Source organism: Marinobacterium sp. MBR-109 (genome assembly GCF_040547565.1).
Classification (GTDB): Bacteria; Pseudomonadota; Gammaproteobacteria; order Pseudomonadales; family Balneatricaceae; genus Marinobacterium.
This window is the reverse complement of record NZ_JBEPPZ010000005.1, coordinates 98741-118670: the sequence shown is the minus strand read 5'-3', so window position 1 is coordinate 118670 and position 19930 is coordinate 98741. Positions and strand designations below refer to the sequence as shown.

The window sequence follows — 19930 nt, the reverse complement described above, 5'->3', positions numbered from 1 at the left end:
AGACAACCATGCTGACCGAAAGTACACGCCAGCCGGAACAGGCGGTTGCCCGTACCACCATCGATGCCGGGGATTACTACATCGGCTGCGTCAAGGCGGGCCAGACGCTGAGAATTCTCGATCTGGAGGGTAATCAGGCCGCTGACACGCTGTTCTACAAGGCGGCTGACCCGTCCGAGCGTTACAGCGCCATGGATACCATTCGTGAGCAGGGCAATGTCTACCTGACGACAGGCTCGGTACTGCGCTCCAACGAGAATCGCCCGATGCTGGAGATTGTGGCGGATACCTGTGGTCGCCACGATACCCTGGGCGGTGCCTGTGCCACCGAGAGCAACACCGTTCGTTACGATCTGGAAAAGCGCTGTATGCATGCCTGTCGCGACAGCTGGATGCTGGCCATTGCCGAACACCCGGAATATGGCATCAGCAAGCGCGATATCAGCCATAACATCAACTTCTTCATGAATGTGCCGGTGACAGAAGAGGGAGGCCTGACATTTGCCGATGGCATCTCGGCGCCGGGCAAATATGTGGAGCTGACCGCATTGATGGACGTGGTGGTGCTGATCTCCAACTGCCCGCAGCTGAACAACCCCTGTAATGGCTATAACCCGACACCGGTCGAACTGCTGGTGTGGGATAACTGATTCACGCTTCAGCGGACGACCGCTGTCGTACGGAACACCACGGGACGGCCCGTGCCAGGATTTTGCCATGTTCAAAAAAGTTCTCATTGCCAACCGCGGCGCCATCGCGACCCGCATTATTCGTACCCTCAAACATATGGGCATTGGTTCGGTAGCCGTCTATGCCGACTGTGATGCCGATAGCCTGCATGTGCGCCATGCCGATGAAGCCTGGTGCCTGGGCGATGGCGGGGCGGCTGATACCTATCTGAATATGGATCGCCTGCTTGAAATTGCGGCCGAAAGCGGTGCCGAAGCGATCCATCCCGGATACGGTTTTCTGAGTGAAAATGCCGCGTTTGTCGCCCGCTGTGAAGCGGCAGGTGTTGCCTTTATCGGCCCGACGGGCGAACAGATGCAGGCCTTTGGTCTCAAGCATCGGGCGCGCGCGCTGGCTCAGGCTGCCAATGTGCCGTTGCTGCCCGGTTCTGATCTGCTGAGCGATCTTGATGCAGCCCTGACCGAAGCTGGCCGCATCGGTTACCCCGTGATGCTGAAAACCACGGCTGGTGGTGGCGGCATCGGCATGCAGCTGTGCCACAGCGAAGCGGAACTGTCGGGGGCGTTTGAGTCGGTCAAGCGTCTTGGTGCCAACAACTTCGCCGACGATGGCGTGTTTCTGGAAAAATTCATCGCCCGCGCCCGCCATATTGAGGTGCAGGTGGTGGGGGATGGCAACGGCACTGCGCTGGCACTGGGTGAGCGCGACTGCTCCAGCCAGCGTCGCAACCAGAAAGTGGTCGAGGAATGCCCGGCGCCCAACCTGCCGGAGGCACAGCGCTTGGCACTGCATCGCACCGCCGAGCAGTTGCTCGCCAGTGTGGGCTATCGCAACGCCGGCACCGTTGAATTCATTTACGATGCCGATACCTCGGCCTTCTATTTCCTTGAAGTGAATACTCGCCTGCAGGTTGAGCATGGCGTCACCGAAGAGGTGTATGGCATCGATCTGGTCGAGTGGATGCTGCAGATCGCGGCCGGACAGGCGCCTGATCTGGAAGCCGAACGTCAACGGCTGAAACCGTCCGGACATGCGATTCAGGTACGACTTTACGCGGAAGATCCCTGGCGTGATTTCCAGCCCTGTGCGGGGCTGCTCAGTCATGTTGAGTTTCCGCAGGGCGAGGGCGTACGGATTGATCACTGGATTGAGTCCGGCATTGAAGTGCCACCGTTTTTTGATCCCATGCTGGCCAAGGTGATTGTACATGCCGAGGATCGCGATGCGGCGCTGGCCAGGCTCCAGCAGACCCTGGATGCCACCGAGCTGTACGGCAGCGAGACCAACCTGGAATACCTGCGGGCACTGAGTCGTGATGAACAGCTGCTCAGGGGTGAGGTGACGACCCGCTATCTGAACAGCTTTGCCTTCAAGCCTGCCCGCGTGGACGTGATTCAGGGCGGGACCCAAACCACGCTGCAGGATTTCCCCGGTCGTCAGGGGCACTGGGATGTGGGGGTCCCGCCATCCGGTCCGTTTGACAGCCAATCGTTCCGTTTGGGCAACCGTTTGCTGAACAACCCCACCGATGCCGCGGCACTGGAAATAACCCTGCAGGGCCCCACGCTCAGATTCGCCTCGGCGACCCAGATCGTGATCACCGGTGCCGCCATCGAGGCCAGACTGGACGACCAGCCAGTTGCGCTCTGGCAGGTGGTCGATGTCAGTGCCGGCCAAACCCTGCAGCTGGGGCGTATCCGCGATACCGGTGCCCGTGCCTACCTGGCGGTACGCGGCGGGTTCCAGTGCCCGGCGTATCTGGGCTCCCGATCGACCTTCACTCTGGGGCAGTTTGGCGGTCACAATGGCCGTGCACTGCGCGCCGGGGATGTACTCAGACTGGATGCTGAAGCACGGCCTGCAGGCCCGCGGGAGTTGTCCGAAAGCCTGCGCCCCGACGTGACCAACCAGTGGCAGCTGCGGGTGATCTATGGCCCGCACGGCGCGCCGGACTTCTTCACCGATGAGGATATCCGCACCTTCTTCGATACCGACTGGGAGATCCATTACAACTCCAGCCGCACCGGTGTACGTCTGATTGGTCCCAAGCCGCAATGGGCCCGCCGTGATGGCGGTGAGGCGGGTCTGCACCCGTCCAACATCCACGACAACGCCTATGCCTTTGGCAGTGTTGATTTCACCGGCGACATGCCGGTCATTCTGGGGCCGGACGGTCCTTCGCTGGGTGGTTTTGTCTGTCCCGCCACCGTCATCACGGCCGATTTGTGGAAGCTGGGCCAACTGCGTGCAGGTGATCGGGTGCGTTTTGTCCCGGTCAGTCTGGAGCAGGCGGTTGCGCTGGAGGCGGCGCAAACCGCATCGGTCGATACGCTTGAAGAGGTCGCCTGTGACTGGCAGCCGGTAACGCCGCAAAGCCCGATACTGGCACGTCTGGATGCCGATACCTTTGGCGACGAGATTGTGTGTCGTGCTGCGGGCGATCACTTCCTGCTGGTGGAGTATGGCGAGCTGGAGCTGGACATTCGCCTGCGTTTTCGTGCCCATGCGCTGATGCAGTGGCTGCAGCAACACCCCGTTGCCGGGCTGCGAGAGCTGACGCCGGGCATTCGCTCGCTGCAGATCCATTTCGACTCACAGCAGCTGAGCCATGCCGAATTGCTGGCGCATATCGAGCGCGGCGAGCGAGCACTGGCCGAGCAGCTGGCTGAGTTGAGTGTGCCGTCACGCATCGTCCATATCCCGCTCTCCTGGGATGACGTGGCCTGCCGGCTGGCGATCGAGAAATATGACCAGTCGGTTCGCAAGAACGCACCCTGGTGCCCCAGCAACCTGGAGTTCATTCGCCGCATCAACGGGCTGGACAGCATCGACGAAGTAAAACGCGTACTGTTCGATGCCTCCTATCTTGTGATGGGGCTGGGCGATGTCTATCTGGGGGCGCCGGTCGCGACCCCGGTCGATCCGCGCCACCGCCTTGTGACCACCAAATACAACCCTGCGCGTACCTGGACGGCGGAAAATTCGGTGGGTATCGGCGGTTCCTACCTCTGCGTCTACGGCATGGAGGGCCCGGGCGGGTATCAGTTTGTTGGCCGTACGTTGCAGATGTGGAATCGCTACCGCCGTACCGCCGAGTTTGAGCAGCCCTGGCTGCTGCGCTTCTTTGACCAGATTTGCTTCTATGAAGTCAGCCATGAGGAGCTGCAGCAGATTCGGCGTGACTTCCCGCAGGGGCGTTACCCGCTGAAGATCGAGCAGAGCCGCTTCTCGCTGGCTGAATATGAACAGTTCATGGCGGATCACGCCGCTGAAATTGAGCAGTTCAAGCAACAGCGCAACCGGGCCTTTGAGCAGGAACTGGAGCGCTGGCATGCCGATGGTCAGTTCAATTTTGATTCAGAAGAGGTGGCAGCGGATGTCGCGGAACATGACTGGCCAGAGGATGCCACCGTGGTCGACAGCCCGGTGTCCGGCAGTGTGTGGCAGACCGAGGTGCAGCCGGGGGACACGGTGAAGGCGGGGCAGGTGCTGATGATTCTGGAGTCGATGAAGATGGAAATCCCGATCCACGCACCCGCAGATGGCGTTGTCAGCCAGCTGTTGCTGGCCGCCGGCGGCCGGGTGGGTGCCGGGCAGGCACTGGTGGTGCTGGAAGATGAGGCGGCATTGGCAGCAATGGGAGAACAGGCATGAAAACCAATATGACTATTCGGTCGCTGCAGGCGGCCTATGCTGAGGGCAGTAGCACACCGGCACAAGTGATGGAGAATATCCGCCAGCGTGCAACCGAGTACGAGGATCGCAATATCTGGGTCCATCTGCTCAGTGCCGAAGAGCAACAGCCCTGGCTGGACGCACTGGCCGATAAGGATCCGGCAATCTGTCCACTCTGGGGTATCCCTTTTGTCATCAAGGACAACATCGATCTGGCCGTTATTCCGACCACGGCGGGGTGCCCCGAGTTTGCCTATACTCCCGAAGCATCGGCACAGGTCGTCCAACAGTTGATCGATGCCGGTGCCATCCCGGTCGGAAAGGCCAACCTTGACCAGTTTGCCACTGGCCTTAACGGCACCCGTTCACCCTATGGTCCCTGTCATAACGCTTTTGATCCGGACTACATATCGGGTGGTTCCAGTTCCGGCTCGGCGGTGGCGGTGGCACTGGGGCTGGCCAGCTTCAGTCTCGGCACCGATACGGCAGGCTCGGGACGCGTTCCGGCCTGCTTCAATAATCTGGTGGGTCTCAAGCCGACCAAGGGGTTGCTGTCATCGACCGGGCTGGTACCGGCCTGCCGCTCGCTAGACTGCATCAGCATTTTTACGCTGGATACCGATGATGCCAACACGGTGCTTGCCTGTGCCGAGGGGTTTGATGCCCGTGACGGCTTCAGCCGGCATAACGGTTTTGCCAACAGCACTCGCCAGTATGGCCTCTGCAATGGCCCGTTGCGGATCGGCATACTGCCGCAAAAGCAGCTGAAATTTTTCGGCGATACCTGCTATGAGCAGGCGTATGCGGCAACGTTGGCCGCACTGGAAGATGCCGGCATCGAGCTGGTGACCATCGATTACACACCCTTTGATGAAGCCGCTCGGCTGCTGTACGAAGGCCCCTGGGTTGCCGAACGTTACATCGCCTGCGAGCCGCTGCTCAAATCACGGCCCGAAGCGATTCACCCGGTTGTACGTGCCATTGTCGAGCCGGGCAACGAGCCGCGAGCCACGGAGCTGTTTCGCGCTCAGTATCGTCTGCAGGCGCTGCGTCTGGCCTGCCTTGAGCAGATGCAGGGGCTGGACTGCCTGCTGACGCCAACTGCCGGGCGTCTGTTTCGCATTGACGAAATGCTGGCTGAGCCGATTCTGTACAACTCTCAGCTGGGGTATTACACCAATTTCATGAACCTGCTGGATATGACCTCGGTAGCGGTCCCCACGGCGTTTACGACTCAGGGGCTACCGTTCGGGGTAACGCTGGTGGGCGATCATTTCAGTGATCGCCGTTTACTGTCGATCGCCAATCGGATGACTCGGATCTTGCCGCTGCCCTTGGGCGCACTGGGGGTTGAGCCGTTGCCAACCGGTGCTCAGGCCTGTGAATCGAGTGACTATACCGATCTGGTTGTGTGCGGCGCCCATCTTGAAGGGTTGCCACTCAACTGGCAGCTTACCGAGCGCGGCGCAAGGCTGAAACAGCGTACCGAAAGCGCCGCGGCTTACCGCCTGTTTGCCCTTGCCGGAGGCCCTGTGCAGCGGCCAGGCATGGTGCGTGATGAACTCAATGGCCGCGCCATTGAAGTCGAAGTCTGGTCCGTGCCGACGGCAGAGCTGGGCAGCTTTGTGGCCGCGATTCCGGCGCCGCTGGGCATTGGCAAGGTTGAGCTGGCCGATGGCCGTTGGCTCAGTGGCTTTATCTGCGAGGCATCCGGTTTGGCCGGTGCTGAAGAGATCACCGAATACGGCAGCTGGAGACGCTGGCTTCAACAGAGGCAGTAGTGGTCACTGCAGCCATCTGCGGTAGACTCGAGTTTACCGCAGACAACAACCGGGGCTGCCATGCTGAAACGCCTGAACTTCAGACATCTGTATCACTTCTGGATCGTCGCCCGCGAGGGCAGTATGGCCGCCGCCAGCAGGGTGCTGGAGCTCACGCCCCAGACCCTCAGCAGTCAGGTGGCCGCTCTGGAAGAGGAGGTCGGCGGGCTGCTGTTTCGGCGAGAGGGGCGAGGCCTGCGCCTGACCGATCTGGGGCTGCGGGTTCAGTCCCATGCCGATGAGATATTTACCGCGGCAGAGGCGCTGGAACAGGCGCTGCAGGTGCCCCATGAATCACGACCGCTGCGTCTTGCCGTGGGGATTTCCGCCTCCATCCATAAATTGATCGCGTGGCGACTGCTGGAGCCGGCGCTGGGGTTGCAGCGCGAGCTGAATCTGGCCTGTGAAACCGGTCGTACCGAGTATCTTCTGGCTGATCTGCGGCGGCGGGATCTGGATGTCATTCTTACTGACAACCCTCCGCTGTTGGCGCCGGATTCCGGGTTCAGTCTGCATGATCTGGGGTGCTCCCCCATGATGCTGTTTGCGGCGCCCGAACTGGCAAGCAGGCTGCGGCATGGCTTTCCGCAAAGCCTGCAGGGACAGCCTTTCCTGGTCAATGCGGTTGACGCACCCTACGTCAGTGAGCTGATGCAGTGGTTCAATGATCAAAACATACGGGTTTCAGTTCGGGCTCAGGTCGATGACAGTGCTCTGATCAAGGTCTTTGGTCATCACGGCATGGGGGTGTTTGCAGCCCCAGCGGTGATCAAGGATGAGGTGTGCCGACAGTATGAGGTGGAGTCGCTGGCTGAAATCAACAGCGTGCAGGATCGTCTGTTTGCCATCACACGGGGCAGTCGCATTTTTCATCCGGCCGTTGAAGCGATCTGCGCCGGTGGTGTGAAAGTTCATCAGATAAAAGCTGATGAAAGAGACGAATAAATCTGCTTTTTTCTTGTTCAAAGCTTGGCCAATATGAGTGCGTAAGCAATCAGAAGAGGGCCACGGCCATGAAAGCAATTCACAAATACCGTCTGGATGCGTCCGATTCATTGACCACACTGCGCCTGCGTGAAGGTTTCCGTATTGTACGCTTCGAGTATCTGGTGGCTGAAAAAGGCTTGTTCCTCTGGGCCGAGGAGCCACTGAGAGCCGATATTCCTTATGTGGATGCGAGCTTCAAGGTTGCCATGACCGGCAGGCCAGTCGCGATGCATTATGAATACATGGATACAGCGCTGGATCCCTTCGGGCCTGAAGCCTATCACCTGTTCCGGGTGGAAGAGAGTGCAGCGCCTCAGTCACCCCATACTCCGCCGCATCTGCGCAACGTAGCGGCCTGACCCGGCTGCCCATTGACTCCCCCCTGGGCCGGATGGCAGTAGCTATCCGGCCTTTTTTCGTTCAGTATGTTTTCAGACACGCTCAACCGGACAGGAGTCAGGCATGGGTTACAAAGACAACGATGTAAGGTTAATGGATTTTCTTAACCAGCTGATCAAGTGGTCTGTTCGGCTGTTGGCCATTTTGATGGTTTTCGTGATCATCATGGGCGTTGTTGACGTGGGCTGGACGCTGTATGAAAAACTGCTGGCCGCTCCCAAATATATCCTCACCATCTCCGACATGCTGGCCACCTTTGGTGCCTTCATGGCGGTATTGATCGCCATCGAAATCTTCATCAATATCACGATCTATCTGCGTGACAATGTTATCCATGTCAAAATCGTCATTGCGACCGCATTGATGGCCATTGCCCGAAAGGTGATTATTCTGGATCTTGAGACCACCCCGGCAGAATACCTGTGGGGCATGGCCCTGATCGTCGTTGCCATGAGTGTGGCCTATTGGGTTGTGCAGCGATATGGCAGTGAAGAAGGCGGGCACTGAGTCACTGTGCTGCGGCCTGTTGAAGGAACAGATGTGGAAAAGACCATACTTGTCACCGGTTGTTCAACCGGTATTGGACGCCACTGTGCGTTGCGCCTGAAAGAAACGGGCTGGCGGGTGCTGGCGACGGTGCGCAAGCCTGAAGACGTACGGACTCTTCAGGCACAGGGGCTGGAAAGCTTTGTGCTGGATCTGGACTCATCCGAATCCGTACAAGCCGGTTTTGAGCAGGCCATGTCACTCACCGGCGGCCGTCTGGATGCGCTGTTCAATAACGGGGCCTACGGTCAACCCGGTGCGGTTGAAGACCTGAGCCGTGACGTGTTGCGGGCCCAGTTTGAAACCAACCTGTTTGGCTGGATCGAACTGACAAACCTTGTCATTCCCGTCATGCGTCGGCAGCAGAGGGGGCGAATCGTGATGAATTCGTCGGTTCTGGGGCTGGTCGCGATGAAGTACCGTGGCGCCTATAATGCCTCCAAATTTGCCCTTGAAGGGATCACCGATACCTACCGTCAGGAGCTTCACGGCAGTGGTATTTGTGTGTCATTGATTGAGCCTGGCCCGATCACCAGTGCCTTTCGTCAAAACGCGCTGATAGCCTTCACGCGTAACATTGATGCCACACACAGTGTGCATGCTGAAACCTACAGTGGTGTGCTGAGCCGGCTGGAGGCGGGTGAAGAGGAGGGCTCGGCCTTTACTCTTCCGCCGGAAGCCGTGTTCAAGGCGCTGCAGTCCGCACTGACTGCCCGATGCCCCAGGGCACGCTACTACGTAACCTTTCCGACCTACCTGCTGGGGTACCTCCGGCGATTGTTACCGGCCCGTTGGCTGGATGCCGTGCTGCGCCGTGCAGCCGAGAAGGAAAACGGTACATGAAGAGTACCCGATCAAGGATTCCCAAAGCGTCCTGTCGTCATTACACTCTGCCCCCCTGATCATAACTACGGACATTGCGTGTCATGCTGTATCGCATTTCATCCGCCTATTATCGTACCCAAACGGCCAGACATCTGCTCTGGATGGTGGGTCTGGTTGCAGCGGTGTTGGCCAGTATCTATTACCTGTTTCAGGCCACGGCAGTTGCAGATTTCATACTGCCGGTACTGGGTATAGCGGCCTGCTCGGCCTACTTCATCAAGCTGTTTCAGCATGTACGGCAGGGGCGCTCAGCCTATCCGGAAATCGAACTGGATAATCAGGCAAAAACCCTGACCCTGGTTCAGGGTGATAACCGAATTCAGGTCGATATCAGTCATATTCTCGACCTGCGCCTTAAATACCGCAGTTACCACCTCGAACAGATCCAGATGACGACTCAGGAGGGAGAGGTGCTGCGGCTGGAAGGCTATGATGAATTGGAAGACCTGGGCGCCGAGCTTGAGTTGCTGACACCCAGCCATAACGTCAAGCGTTCAAAGATCCGTATCCGCTGATTGAGATTGTGAGTTCAGCGGTAAATGGCCCGTTTTCACCAGTATCACGGTTTCCTGCTCAACCCATGGGAAATGCTCGCTTAAATGAGGGCTGCGCAGCCAGGTGCCGGCGGGATATACACCATGCTCGTCACGAAACTCGCCTGACAGCACGAGAATTTCTTCTCCGCCAAAATGACGATGCGGCTGAAAACGCTCGCTGGCGGGCCAGCGTACCAGCGCCGTATGTTCGGTTTCAAAGCTGTGCAGCGGCATCACTTCAAGTCCACCTTGTCCCGGTACCCATGGAGCTGTTCGAGTGTCGATCCGCAGCTCGGTCTGATCCTTCTGATCAAACTGGTTAAGCTTCACAAACAGGGTACATCCTTCCTTGCTGAAGGGCGCGTGTTGACTACCGGGTGGATTTCGGATGTAACTGCCGGCCGGGTAGTCCCCACTCTCGTCTGAAAACACACCCTCCAGTACCAGAATTTCTTCACCCAGCGGGTGAGGGTGGCTTGCAAACGCGGAGCCGGGCAGATACTGCACAATACTGGTGGTGTGGCCGGACTCTTTGGCTTCCCGTTCCAGGGGCTTGCGCAACACCCCCGCCGCAGGGCTGGTGATCCAATCCATGTTGGCTGTTTCAATCACAACGCGCTGACTGAAGTCCATGTTGAGCATTGTCGGTATCATCATTGTTCCTGCAGGAAGGTTTTCTGGTTGATCATAAGCCTGTGCATTGTAGTACGTTGGCTGTCGCATAACAGTTTGACCTTTAACCGGCCCGGGCGGAGGGCATCGACTTTACAGTGGCCGGGGAGTGGTGTAGTTTGCTTTATTAATTAGATTATTCGCATGTAAAAGAAATATATTCTTGAATTGCATAAAAAAGGTGATATCCATGAAAGCAGGCAAACTTACCGCATTGATACTGGGAGCCAGTCTGATGGCTCCGCTGGTGGCTCAGGCTGACGGCCATCAGGTCGAAAAGGCTCTGATTCTGGTCAACAGTGGATCATTGCAGACTCAGGGCATGGCGATGGTGTTGGGCAACGCCATGCAGGAGCAGGGGACTCAGGTTGATGTACTGCTGTGTGACAAGGCAGGGGACCTGGCCTTGAGCGAAACCGCCAATGAACCGCTCAAGCCGCGTGACGTGACCCCTGAACAGCTGCTGATGAAGCTGCAGAAAGGTGGCGCTAATGTAAACGTGTGTGCGCTGTATCTGCCCAACAGCAGTCATGACAAGACAGCCCTGCGTGAAGGTGTTGGGGTGGCGACACCGCCTGCCATTGCGAAACAGATGACGTCTGAAGAAACGCGTGTATTCAGCTTCTAAGGAGAACGGCTTTATGAAAAAACTGCTGACACCGTTGCTGCTCAGTGCAGCACTGGCGCTTCCGCTGAGCACCGCGCACGCCAATGATGACATTGGGATAACCCCTGAAGCCACCTATGAGCTGGTGCAGGAAAAGCGTGATCAGGTACTGTTCATCGATGTGCGTGATCCGGTTGAGATCATGTTCATCGGTTTTACCGATGAGGTGGATCTGAACATTCCCTACCTGATGGTGGACCGTAGCCAGTGGGATGCGCAGAAAAATCGCTTCCGCCTGTATCAGAACCCTGACTTTGCCGCTCAGGTAGAGCAGGCACTGATGCAGCGTGGTCTGGACAGGAATGCGACCGTGATCACCATGTGCCGTTCCGGCAGTGAGCGTGGCCTGCCCAGTGCCGAATTTCTGCGCGAGAATGGCTTTCCCAATGCAACCTACGTCATAAATGGCTTCCAGGGTGACAGCCTCAAGAGCGGAGACAAGACAGGGCTCCGTATCCAGAATGGCTGGCAGAACTCCGGCTTGCCCTGGGGCAGCAAGCCAAATCCCGACAAGATCTACCGTATCGACCGCTGATACACTCGCTGCGGGGCCTTTGTGTCCCGCGTTGCGCCTGTCGGCTTTTCGGCAGGCGTGCTATTCTCGCCGCCTCGTTTTTTCGCCCGAGGTGCATGTTGTTTCTGTCAGGTTACCTGTTGATCGGGATGGCATTTGCCGCTGTCCTGAACGCATTCTTTTCGTTTCTGCCCGGCTATCTTATTGGTGTTCCTGTCTGGATCTCGGCCCTGCTGCTCTGGCCGCGACTCAAGTCGGCGCAGCGCAAGCAAACCACTGTTCTGTTGCTGATCGGAGCCCCTCTGCTTCTGTTTGGTACGGTCTACGGCGGTGATCCGCAGTACCTGCTCAAGGCGCTTGAAGCTAACTATCTGGTGTTGGCCATGCTGGTCGGAGTCAGCTTTCTGCGCCTTGTCGCCATGCAGGGGGTGCACAGTGATGAGCAGCTGCCACGTGGCCGAACGGCGCTGTGGCAGACCCTTCTGGGGGCACACCTGATCGGTTCGGTGATCAATATTTCATCGGTACTGATTGTGGGTGATCGACTGTCTGCTCGTCAGCCACTGCAACCGGTTCAGGCACTGGTGTTGCTGCGCAGTTTCAGTATCTGTGCCTTCTGGTCACCGTTCTTTGCGGCCATGGGGCTGACGCTGGTGAGTGCTCCCGGGGCGGAACTGAAAACCCTGGTGCTGTTTGGGGTGCCGGTCGCGCTGGCAGGCCTGCTGTTCAGCATGTGGGAAGTGGCGCGAGCACCCGCTGTTGAGCAGGCGCGCGGCTATCCCATGCACCTGAAGGCGCTGTGGATGCCACTGGTGCTGGCCGTTCTGGTAGTTATCAGCCACGAAATCTGGCCTGCGATCAGTGTGCTGACGCTGGTGACACTGATCTCCATCCTGTTTGCCGTCAGTTGGCTGCTGTTGCGACAAGGGGGGCAGGGTAAGAGGCGCCTGGTAAACCATGTTCATGAAGGCTTGCCGGGTCTGGCCGCAGAGGTGATGCTGTTTCTGGCCGCTGCGGTGCTCGCGGCCGGTGTGGCGTCCAGTTTGAACGCGTTTGATCTGGCGCTTGCGCCGGAGCACTATGGTGCTCAGGAAGCCTGTATCACACTGTTGGTGCTCATATTGCTCGCCTTTGCCGGCATGCACCCGGTGACCAGTGTCGTACTGGTGGGCAGCATTCTCGCACCGAGCGTGAGTGACCCGAACCTGCTCGGGCTGACCATGCTGATGGGGTGGGCGCTGGGTGTGGGACTGTCCCCTCTGTCGGGAGTTCAGCTCAGTCTGCGGGCGCGTTATTCCATACCGGCGGCTCAACTGATGCGACTGAATCGAGTCTATGCTCCGGTGATGCTGCTGGTGTGCTGGGCCATGTTGTGGCTGTTCACGACACTGTAGTACCGGGTTTTGCTTCAGCTGAAGCACAGACCGTGTCAAAATGGATACATTAAATGTTTCAAACAATGATATGACTCGGGCCTGCTGCCTTTGAAGACTTTCCTGATTCATCCCAGCCATGCATCAGAACTGAGACCGGTTTTCAGCCTGCTGGTGCTGATGCTGTTGTTGATCTTCAATGCACTGTTGTTACCGGCACCGGATGCAAGTCGCGGGCTGGCCAATTATCTGCCCCTGCATATTACGCTTGAAATGCTGGCCATTGCGGTTGCAGCCATGGTGTTTGCCGTTGGCTGGAGTACCCAGAAATATAACGGCAATGGCAATGTGGCCTGGCTGGCCTGCATGTTTCTGGCGGTGGCGATACTCGACTTCAGTCATACGCTGTCCTATCCAGGGATGCCGGATTTTGTGACCCCGGGTGACCCGGAAAAGGCGATCAATTTCTGGCTTGCGGCCAGATCTTTTGCAGCAGTGGGGCTACTCGGGGCGGCTGTCATGCGCTGGCAATCCCCCCTGTATCAGCACCGTCGGGCCCTTCTGGCCGCTGTTCTGCTGCTGGTCGCGCTTCTGCATTACCTGTTTCTGTTTCAGCCTGAACGACTGCCGCGCACCTTTGTGGCGCCGGATGGGCTGACGGCTTTCAAGATCGGCTTCGAGTACCTGCTGATCGCCACCTATCTGCTGGCTGCACTGCTGTTTCTGTTGAAACTCTCCAAACCACGCCAGTTCAACGCTACCAGTCTGTTTGCGGTAGCGGCACTGATGGCGATGAGCGAGTTTTTCTTTACGCTCTATGCCAACGTCACCGATAGCTTCAACCTGCTGGGTCATGTCTACAAGATTCTGGCCTATGGCTTCCTGTATCGAGCACTTTTTGTTGAAACCGTTGAGTTGCCCTGGCGTAAGCTGAGTGAATCCGAGCGGCAGTTGAATGCGACCATGGATGCGTTGCCGGATTTGCTGTTTGAGCTTGATGAGGCGGGTAATTACCTTGATGTGCATGCCAGTGAGTCCAATAAGCTGGTGGCACCGGCGACGGATCTGCTGCACAGGAACATCCGTGATGTGATGTCGGCCGAGGCCGTTGACGCCTGTTTGAGTGCCATGCGTGAGGCGCGTGAAAAGGGGATTTCCAGAGGCCAGCGCATCATGCTGGAGGTGCCTCAGGGGCGACGTTACTTTGAGCTGTCGGTTTCCTGCCGTCAGGCTCAGGCAGGTGAACCTCTACGCTATCTGGTGTTGTCGCGAGACGAGACTGAAACAGTGCTGCAACAGTTGGCACTTGAGCATGAGGCCAGACTGAATGAAGGGCTGCTGACCCTGTCGCGGGAAGCTTCGCTGCGGGACGAAAACGGTTTTTTACAGTACGGGGCCGAGCGCGCAGAGTATTTGACCCTGAGTCAAAGGGCCTGCATCTATCTTGTCAACGCCGATCAACAACGAGTTGAGCGGGTTGGCTGCATCCCGAATCAGGCGGAGCCTCTGCCTCAAGTGTTGCTTGATCTGGTGATCAGCCGTCAGCAGCCACTCATGTTGAATGATGCGGCGGCAGCCAAAGGGGTCATGGACGGTACCGAAACCTGCACGCGCATGATCAGCCTGCCGGTGGTCGAGTCGGGGCGAGTGCGCATGCTGGTCAATGTGGGCAACAAGGAAACCGAATACAGCGAGCGTGACCTGAACACGTTGCAGATACTGGCTGATTCGCTCTGGCAGCTGGTGCGGCGGCAGCGCCAGGACCGTGCCATTGAGACCCTGTCTTCTGCACTTGCCCAGAGTCCCAACTCGGTTGTTATCACTGATTTGAATGGCGATATCGAATACGTCAATGAAGCTTTTGTACGCTCCAGCGGTTATCAGCCCGAGGATGTGATCGGCCATAATCCCAGCTTGATCAAGTCAGGGAAAACGCCCGATGAGGTGTACTCCCGCATGTGGGCACAGTTGAAGCGAGGACAGACATGGCAGGGGGAGTTGATCAACCGGCGCAAGGATGGCACCGAGTATTACGAGCGGGTGCTCATCTACCCCGTGCGTGATGCCGAGGGGCACGTGGTGAACTATATCTCTCACAAGGAGGATATCAGTACCCAAAAGGCAGCTGATGCACGCATCATGCAGCTGTCCAATTACGACCAGCTTACCCAGCTGCCTAACCGAACACTGTTGGAAGAGCGCTTCAACCATGCGCTGGATATCGTGCGCCGCCACCATGAGCCGCTGACGTTGATCTGGCTTGATCTGGATAATTTCAAGGCGGTCAATGATGTGATGGGTCATGCGGCCGGGGATCAACTGCTGCGCGAGGTGGCCGACCGTATCCGGGCACGGCTGCAGGATCAGGACACTCTGTCGCGCCAGTCCGGTGACAGCTTTATCATCGTGCTGCCCAGTGCCGGTCAGGACAGTGCAGCCCTCAAGGCAGCTGAGCTGCTGCAGGCACTGGAGCCTGTCATGCAGCTGAATGATCAGGAGCTGAGTGTGGGGGCTTCATTGGGCTTGGCGCTCTACCCCAACGATGGTGAAACGCTGGACGCCTTGCTGATGTGTGCCGAAGCGGCCATGTATCAGGTAAAACAGCAGGGGCGCAATAACTTCCGCTTCTATGCACCGGAAATGCAGGCCCATACCAGCCGCTCACTGGCACTGAGCAATGCACTCAAACATTCGTTGCCCAGAGGCGAGCTGCACCTGGTGTATCAGCCGCAGTACAGCTTTCAGCGCAAGGCGATGGTAGCGGCGGAGGTGCTGTTACGCTGGGACAGTCCTGAATGGGGCAGTGTATCGCCGGCGGAGTTTATCCCCATGGCTGAGCGCAGTGGCCTGATCATCCCGGTGGGTGAATGGGTGGTAAGGGAGGCCGCCAGTCAGCTGGCAAAATGGCAGCAGCAGGGGCTGGCAGGCCTGACGCTGGCGATCAATCTGTCGGCGGTACAGTTTAATCAGCCGGATCTGGTTCGCAGACTGTCTGAAATTGTGAGGGAAGAGGGTATACAGCCCGGTGCAATTGAGCTTGAGCTGACCGAAGCCGCTGCCCTGCAGGACCCGGAGGCTGCCAGTGGAACCATGCAGCAACTGCGTCAGGCGGGTTTTCACCTGTCAATTGACGACTTTGGCACCGGCTATTCATCAATGAGCTACCTTAAGCGCTTTTCGGTCGACAAGCTCAAGATTGATCAATCCTTCGTGAGGGAGCTGGAGCAGAGCCATGACGATCTGGCCATTGTCACCGCGATCAGCCAAATGGCGCACAGTCTCGGGATGATCACCATTGCCGAAGGGGTGGAAACCCGTACACAGGCAAAACTGCTCAAACAGCAAGGGTGTGACGAAATTCAGGGGTACCTTTACAGCCGCCCCTTGAGTGCAGAACAGTTTCTTGAGTTTGCCCACCGGCCGGATAAAGGGTTCTAAAGTACAGCTTTCAGCTGATGTTCTCTTTGCTAGTCTCGAAACCGCAATGGTCCAGACAGGAAGGGATATGAAGCAGAGAAACATCTCCGCTGTTTCAAGACGCACGCTGCTGGCGGGTCTGATGTTGAGCCCGCTGCTGCTGGGCGGGTGTCAGCATATGCTGCCAGGTCGCCCTTCCGAGGGCCGAGTGGTGATCATCGGTGGCGGTTTTGGTGGTGCCACGGCGGCGCGTTTGCTCAGGCAGCAGGCACCGCAGCTGGATGTCACTCTGGTTGAACGTGCCAACCGTTTTTATACCTGTCCCTTTTCCAATCTTGTACTGGCCGGCCTGCTGCCGCTGCAGGCCATTGCACAGGATTATGCCACCTTGATACGGGCCGGGGTGCGGCATCAGCGCCAGCAGGCGCTGGATATTGATCCGATTCGTAAACAGGTCATTCTGGCCGATGGGACCCGAATTGAATATGACCGCCTGATTGTCTCGCCCGGTATTGATCTGCGCTGGGATGCGATAGAGGGTTACGATGCAGCAGCCGCCGAGCAGGTGCCCCATGCCTGGAAGGCGGGGCCGCAAACGCTGCTGTTGCGGCGTCAGCTCGAAGCGATGCCGGATGGTGGCAGCGTCATCATTTCGGTGCCGGCCAACCCCTACCGTTGTCCGCCGGGTCCTTATGAACGTGCCAGCCTGATCGCGCACTATCTCAGCCGCCACAAACCCCGCTCAAAGGTGTTGATACTGGACAGCAAGGACCGCTTCTCCAAGCAGGCCCTGTTCACGTCGGCGTGGAAAGACCTCTATGGTGACCGGGTCGAATGGATCGGGTTGTCCGATGACGGTAAAGTGGTGCGGGTAGACCCGACGCGACGGGAGGTGGAAACCGATTTTTCCAGCCGTCATCGCGCCGCTGTGCTCAATGTGATTCCACCGCAGCAAGCCGGTCGCATTGCGGTAACGGCCGGACTGACCGATGCCAGTGGCTGGGTACCGGTTGATCCGCATACATTTGAGTCCCGCCATGCCGCGGGTGTCCATGTGATTGGGGATGCCTGTATTGCGGCCCCCATGCCCAAGTCCGGCTTTGCTGCCGGCATGCAGGCACGCGCGGCAGTGGCGGCCATCATCGGCGAGCTGACAGGGCAGGACGTTGCCGCGCCGCAACTGTCCAATATCTGTTACAGCTTGATAAAGCCGGAATACGCCATCTCGGTGGCGGGTCAGTATGAAGCGAATCAGGGGGCTCTGGTGCTCAGACCCGGTACCGATCATCTGAGCCCACTGGAAGCTTCCCCTCGGTTGCGTCAGTCAGAAGCTCGCTCGGCCGAGAGCTGGTATCGTGCGGCAACGGCTGAAATCTGGGGGCACTGACCGGATGCGCAGCTGGATACTGTTGATTGTGCTGTTTGCCAACCTGGCCACGGGAAGTGAGTCGGTCCCACCGCATGGGCTCAGGGTGCAGTTGCCCGCCGTCATTGAGGATGGTGCTCAGGTGCCGTTGCGGATCGCATTTGATGAGCGGCTTGACCCCGGTGAATACCTGAAAACGATACAGGTACAGGCACCCCTTAACCCTGAGCCGGATGTGATCAGTTTTGAATTCCTGCAGGCTGTAACCCCGATCAGGCTGGCGACCCGGATACGGTTGAGCGAGTCACAGCCGGTCACCATCCGTGCGCAGAGCAGTACAGGGCGGCAGTGGCAGACAGAGGTCCAGGTCCGGGTTGCGCTGAGTGGCTGTCTGACGGGGCCGGCCCCGTCAGACAAGGGAATGACGATGCACACCCCCCGTGTTGCCATACCGGGCGCAGGCCAAGCGGGGGAGGTCAGGGCTCAGGTTCGCCACCCGATGGAGAACGGTTTCCGCAACGGGGTGCGTAATCATGCAATCGCACCGAACAGAGTGCAGACGCTGAGCATTTCCCGAGCCTCATCACCGCTGGTGATGGTGCAATTCCACGCCGGAACGGCCGCCAATCCCTATGTCAGTATCTGGTTGAACAATAGTCATGATCTGACGTTCAGCTGGCAGGATCTGCAGGGGCGGGAATTGCACCGCTGATCACCATAAAAACCCTTTCTTTTCTGTGTGTTAGCCTAAGGCCCGATTGTGGCTCCGTTGAGCGCTCCCTAGAATCCACGCCTTTTGGATTGACTGCGAGTGCCTATGACTGACGAAAATCGTGCCAGCTATAGTGTCCGGCGCAAGCCCCGGGCAGATTTTGCCACCCGTGCCGATTACCTGGAACATGAACTTCAGGTGATGGCGCCCAAACGCTGGCGCCCCAACCTTCCGTTTCGCGACTATCGCTTCGAGTTCGAGGACTGGGTGCCGGCCATGGCGGCGACGATCGGCAAGATCGTTATGGTTGCTGCCATTGTTGCCGCATTTGCCGCTCCGCTTGGGTTGTCCAGTGAGTTTGTCATTGAGAATGTTCGGTTTGAGATGCTGATCGCCGCCGTGCTGTTTGTGGTGCTGATCTCAGGCTTTCTCAATCCGACCAGTAACCTGGCCGGTACTCACGGCCCCCTGATTCCCCTTATTCCACTGATTGTGGCCTCCGGTGGTCATCCCATGGCACTCGGGATCATGGTGGGGGTGTTGGGGTTCATTCTGGGGATTACCAAAGGCGGCAGTCTGCTTGCCAAGCTGACCAGCAATGGTGTCTGTGGTGGGTTGCTGCTCTACCTGGGTTTCATCGGCATCACGGCCCAGATCGGCAAACTGTTCAGCTGGGCCGAGAGTTTCGATATGGCCCATATCGCTTTTGTCGTGGTGATCTGCACCATCATCATGTATGCGTGGCTGGAGCATATTCAGATGCGCTGGCTGGCCATTCCACTGGGGTCAGGGCTCGCGGCCCTGCTGGCGTTTGCACTTGGGGCGCCCTTCGAGTTCACCACCGAGCCCGGCATTCCCAACCTGAATCCGGCCTACTGGTGGGGTGAAGACACCGGCTGGCAGCTGGGCTTGCCAGGTATTGAGCATTTCATAGCGGTGGCCCCCTTTGCTGTATTGGCCGTGGCGATGTGGTCGCCGGACTTTCTGGGGCACCGTGTGTTCCAGCAGCTCAACTATCCGCCCCGGACAGAAAAAGTGCTGATGAACATCGATGACACCATGGTTTCGGCCTCGGCGCGTCAGGCGGTTGGCAGCGTTCTGGGTGGTGGCAACATTGCCTCATCCTGGGGGACCTATATCGTACCGGCCGCCATCGCCAAACGTCCAATCGCCGGTGGTGCCATTCTGACCGGTTTGCTCTGTGTGGTGGCCGCCCTCTGGGGTTACCCGATGGACCTGGCCATCTGGCCACCGGTGCTGAGTGTGGCGCTGATGGTCGGTGTGTTTCTGCCGCTGCTGGAAGCCGGCATGCAGATGACCCGCGAAGGCAAGACCACCCAGTCTGCGGCGGTGGTCATCTTTTCCTCTGCACTGGTCAACCCGGTGTTTGGCTGGTCCCTGACGGTGCTGCTGGACAATCTTGGCCTGATCGGTTGCAAGGATCGTGGCCGCAGCCTGGGCCATACCGGACGCTGGATCATTCCGGGCATCACGTTTGCGATCTTGTGTACGGTGATGGCCGGTATCGGCATGTTTCCGGGCCTTCCGGCCCTGCTTGAAACCTTCCGCGTACTGGATTGATCCAAGGGGCTGCGCGGCCTTCCTTGTTCTGTGTTAGGCTGAACCTAACCGCTTGATTCGTGGTCAGTTCAGACATTGATGCTAACAAGC

The 19930-nt window shown here is 58.2% G+C and carries 16 protein-coding genes; 15 read left to right on the top strand and 1 reads right to left on the bottom strand.

Features of this window, described 5'->3' with window-relative positions; translation table 11 throughout:
* The first annotated feature begins 8 nt into the window (after positions 1–8).
* The 8 genes from ABIE60_RS08545 (at position 9) to ABIE60_RS08510 (ending at position 9517) form a co-directional block, all read left to right on the top strand.
* On the top strand, positions 9–650 hold the full coding sequence (locus ABIE60_RS08545) for an urea amidolyase associated protein UAAP2 (RefSeq protein WP_354469022.1): 642 nt from the start codon (positions 9–11) through the stop codon (positions 648–650).
* A gap of 67 nt (positions 651–717) precedes the next feature.
* Entirely contained in the window at positions 718–4344 is a 3627-nt protein-coding gene (gene uca, locus ABIE60_RS08540) for an urea carboxylase (RefSeq protein WP_354469021.1), read from the top strand.
* A complete protein-coding gene (gene atzF / locus ABIE60_RS08535) occupies positions 4341–6146 on the top strand; it encodes an allophanate hydrolase (RefSeq protein ID WP_354469020.1) in 1806 nt (601 codons plus the stop codon). Before uca ends, atzF begins: the two co-directional genes overlap by 4 nt.
* Positions 6147–6206: 60 nt before the next feature.
* Positions 6207–7130, top strand: a complete 924-nt coding sequence (locus tag ABIE60_RS08530) for a LysR family transcriptional regulator (RefSeq protein ID WP_354469019.1) — start codon at positions 6207–6209, stop codon at positions 7128–7130.
* Between the two features lie 68 nt (positions 7131–7198).
* Positions 7199–7531, top strand: a complete 333-nt coding sequence (locus ABIE60_RS08525) for a DUF7352 domain-containing protein (protein WP_354469018.1) — start codon at positions 7199–7201, stop codon at positions 7529–7531.
* Between the two features lie 103 nt (positions 7532–7634).
* Entirely contained in the window at positions 7635–8078 is a 444-nt protein-coding gene (locus ABIE60_RS08520) for a phosphate-starvation-inducible PsiE family protein (RefSeq protein WP_354469017.1), read from the top strand.
* A 33-nt stretch (positions 8079–8111) separates the two neighbouring features.
* Positions 8112–8960 carry an SDR family oxidoreductase gene (locus ABIE60_RS08515; RefSeq protein WP_354469016.1) on the top strand — a complete coding sequence of 283 codons (849 nt, stop codon included), beginning with the start codon at positions 8112–8114 and terminating at the stop codon, positions 8958–8960.
* An 83-nt stretch (positions 8961–9043) separates the two neighbouring features.
* Positions 9044–9517, top strand: a complete 474-nt coding sequence (locus ABIE60_RS08510) for a hypothetical protein (RefSeq protein WP_354469014.1) — start codon at positions 9044–9046, stop codon at positions 9515–9517.
* On the opposite strand, the gene ABIE60_RS08505 is transcribed toward ABIE60_RS08510, so the two are convergent.
* Complete coding sequence (locus tag ABIE60_RS08505; RefSeq protein ID WP_502914946.1) at positions 9497–10180, bottom strand: cupin domain-containing protein; 684 nt, start codon at positions 10178–10180, stop codon at positions 9497–9499. The genes ABIE60_RS08510 and ABIE60_RS08505 overlap by 21 nt on opposite strands.
* Positions 10181–10400: 220 nt before the next feature.
* On the opposite strand from ABIE60_RS08505, the gene ABIE60_RS08500 reads away from it, so the two are divergent.
* The 7 genes from ABIE60_RS08500 (at position 10401) to ABIE60_RS08470 (ending at position 19840) form a co-directional block, all read left to right on the top strand.
* Entirely contained in the window at positions 10401–10838 is a 438-nt protein-coding gene (locus ABIE60_RS08500) for a DsrE family protein (protein WP_354469012.1), read from the top strand.
* 13 nt (positions 10839–10851) lie between these two features.
* Entirely contained in the window at positions 10852–11412 is a 561-nt protein-coding gene (locus tag ABIE60_RS08495) for a rhodanese-like domain-containing protein (protein ID WP_354469011.1), read from the top strand.
* Positions 11413–11507: 95 nt separating this feature from the next.
* The gene (locus tag ABIE60_RS08490) at positions 11508–12785 is read left to right on the top strand and encodes a hypothetical protein (RefSeq protein ID WP_354469010.1); all 1278 of its coding nucleotides are present in this window, start codon (positions 11508–11510) and stop codon (positions 12783–12785) included.
* A gap of 90 nt (positions 12786–12875) precedes the next feature.
* On the top strand, positions 12876–16202 hold the full coding sequence (locus ABIE60_RS08485; protein ID WP_354469009.1) for a bifunctional diguanylate cyclase/phosphodiesterase: 3327 nt from the start codon (positions 12876–12878) through the stop codon (positions 16200–16202).
* Positions 16203–16269: 67 nt separating this feature from the next.
* Entirely contained in the window at positions 16270–17568 is a 1299-nt protein-coding gene (locus ABIE60_RS08480; RefSeq protein WP_354469007.1) for an FCSD flavin-binding domain-containing protein, read from the top strand.
* A gap of 4 nt (positions 17569–17572) precedes the next feature.
* Positions 17573–18259: a thiosulfate oxidation carrier protein SoxY gene (locus ABIE60_RS08475; protein ID WP_354469006.1), complete on the top strand. Its 687-nt coding sequence runs from the start codon at positions 17573–17575 to the stop codon at positions 18257–18259.
* A gap of 105 nt (positions 18260–18364) precedes the next feature.
* Positions 18365–19840 (top strand): DUF3360 family protein, encoded by a 1476-nt coding sequence (locus ABIE60_RS08470; RefSeq protein WP_354469005.1) that lies wholly within the window; start codon positions 18365–18367, stop codon positions 19838–19840.
* Positions 19841–19930 lie beyond the last annotated feature (90 nt).